Raw genomic sequence first — 2,798 nt, forward strand, 5'->3', positions numbered from 1 at the left:
CATGCCACGGATCTCCGAGGTCTCAGAGCCGTCCACACCAACACACATAGGATCACTCCGAATAGCTTTCCGACGACCAGAACGCTATCACCTGGAGCATCAACTCAAAACCCATGTGCTTGCGAGCCGTCGCCGCTAGCGGCGCGGACGACGTTCTTTGCTGATGGGGCTATTCAACAAGCGTTGCACTTCCGCCTCGACGCGGTTGAGCGAAAGCCCTGCCACGCCAAACCTCTCATAGAGCGACGTCAACAACGGAAGCATGCATTCGGCCAATCGGCTCTCGATATCGTTGGCAGAAAACTTTGCCTCCAGCACGGCTTCATCGCTTCGCGCCGCATGACCTTCGACAAGCAGATCACTCAGCGGGTTAGCCCAGGAGCGCAACACGCGACCGCGCAGGCCAGTGAACATGGCGCGGAAATGAACCGTCACGGCTGTATCGGCATCTTTGCAAAGGAGCGATGCAAGCTTTTCCGCGTGCAACAGAACCTCACCCATCCGCCATAGGGGAAGCGTCGTGTCGAGGATCGTTCCGGCGGGGAATGTCTCTGCACCGTCTTCCTGATAACCGCGGATCAGGAACATGCGCCCCGAAGGTGCCGCACGCCAGAAATCGCAATGCGCAGGATCATTAAACCCGCGCTCGACTTCCTCGCCTTGCGGTGCAAGCCAACATTCAATCAGTCCATCAACTTCACGCGGCTGAATAGCCTCGCGTGTCGGAAGCCAGAAGGGCGGCCAGCCCGTTTTCCGAACTACGGCCTTTTCAAGAATGCGTTCAAAGGCGGTCAGCTCCGGCATCTTGAGATCGCCCTCAAGCCAGTAGTCGAACCGATACCAGCCATTTGGAAACCGCGCAGGCGAATCTTGGGGGAGCGGAGCAATCAGATTACGCCAACGCTCAAATGCATCGCGCACGAACCGGGCTTGCGTGTCCCCCTCGGCAGGCTCATCCACCAAACCCACGACGCGCAGGATATCGAGCGCTTTCGCCAGTGTTAGGGTCGTTTCACCACGCTCGAACGCAGCCATTGTCGGGTGGCTGACACCCGCCAAAGCCGAATGATCTTTTTGTGTAAGACCTTCCGCCTTGCGACGGCGCAAGGTTTCTTCCACGTACCGTTGCCACGCGAGCGGGGCTATGTTTCCAGTATTCTCAGGCATGAATTGTCCACGATCTCTTTGAATCTATGCACGAAGCCGTCCGGCGGCTCCGCGTCGGGCGGACGGATAATGGATGCAGCCTTCTCCACCTGCCGCTTTAGCTGTCTGAATGTCTGGTCGACGGCCCTGTCCGGCAGGCCGATTTCCTTGCCGAAGGCACGGAAAATCGCCTGGTTGGCCGCTTCCAGATGGATTCTCTCACCGCCGATTGACAGCGCCAATGTCTGGTCGAATCCGTCATAAAATGCGGTGTTCACCACATCATAGGCGGGGGATAGCCGTAAGCCCGTCGGCGTTTCCAGAAGGGAGAAGTTTTTCAGGTGGGCATCGCAATTCCCGATCAGGGTGAAGACGATCAGGCGATTGAAAAACCGCATGAGGTCGATTGGCGCGCGCGATGAGTGCTGACGAATGATCGCGGCAATATCCTCGTAGGCCGCATCATACTTGCCTGCGTAGTCCTGTCCCTTGGGCTTGCGGAGGATCTGCGCACAGTCTTCGAGGCGCAGTTTCTCGCCGTTCGGTTTCCGGTCGAAGCGGGTAACAATGAGCGCCGTTTCGTCAACAGCCGCGATGAGCGAGGTCGTGAACGCGGTCACTTCCCGTTCGCCAAGGACGGCGGCGGTCCATCGCAGGCTCAGGAGTTCATTCCGAACGAGGTTGTCTATCCGGTCGGAATTGAATTTAGCGATATAGGGGGCTGATCCCGTCGCACTCGCGGGAACAAACCTGTTTTCATCATCCTTGGTGACAAGCAGTTTCTTCTGCACACCTGAAACTGTGCGTCCGGGGCTGGCCGTGGCTTCGCTGATTTCCGGGAGCTGTGCGGCATCGTCCGGCGGTCGGATGCTGACGGCCCCGATACAGTCTGCGCCGTAACGAAGGAGCAGCCCAAGGTCGTCTTCTTCAACGACATGTGCCGAACGTGCCTGTTGTTCGCGTAGCCATCCTTCCGGGCCGAGGTGCTGGAAGAACGGATGCAGGCCGACCTTCCATTCATGTTCGCGTTGCGTGGAAGGGAAGCAGCAGGCGATATTGCCTTTATTCCAGTCTGAATGATAGGCGAAGCGCGTTCCGCCGTTGGCCGTTTCGACCAACGTGCCGGCGGATTCATCCTTGAACAATATATCTGCGCTTCTCAGGGCCATTAAGTTATGCCTTCGCTCTCTACCTCATAAGCGCCCGATGGGGCACTAACGAAGCCATATGTTTATTATGGTGTATGATTTGCGAGAAAATCAAGCTATAACTCGATTTCATGCATTTCGCGCGAAAAAAGCAATCTTTAGCTTTATATCCAGCCGATCTGCGCCAGTCACAGCTCGCCAGAGAAACTGTGACTCGAATATAGTGTAAAAATCCATTCGCGGGAGGCCGTTTAGAATTTTTCGGAAATGCGGCGATCGCTGCAAAAACGGAATCTCTTAAATCGTTCAGGCGTCTCGGGGAAAAATCCGACCACCCTCTATGGCAAGCCACCAAACCGCAAACGGTTTCGCCCCGTGCGGGTGACGCTCCTATGACGCAAGGACTATCGAGGATAGTCTCCTTAGGAGGGTGCGTTGTCCAGTACCTGAACGTCTCCTTTCGTGAAGAGTTTCGGGCGCCGGCAGGCGTACGAAAGTCCCCGA

2 protein-coding genes are annotated in these 2,798 nt (G+C 56.6%); both read right to left on the reverse strand.

The features are described from left to right. Positions 1–135: 135 nt before the first annotated feature. Positions 136–1,167, reverse strand: a complete 1,032-nt coding sequence (locus tag ACM6UT_RS23105) for a helix-turn-helix domain-containing protein (RefSeq protein WP_416799619.1) — start codon at positions 1,165–1,167, stop codon at positions 136–138. Beyond that, positions 1,143–2,315, reverse strand: coding sequence for a type II toxin-antitoxin system HipA family toxin (locus ACM6UT_RS23110; protein ID WP_416799620.1), 1,173 nt, complete (start codon positions 2,313–2,315; stop codon positions 1,143–1,145). The genes ACM6UT_RS23105 and ACM6UT_RS23110 overlap by 25 nt, the downstream gene beginning before the upstream one ends. Positions 2,316–2,798 lie beyond the last annotated feature (483 nt).

It is taken from the genome of Ciceribacter azotifigens, from assembly GCF_048159625.1.
Lineage (GTDB): Bacteria > Pseudomonadota > Alphaproteobacteria > Rhizobiales > Rhizobiaceae > Allorhizobium > Allorhizobium azotifigens.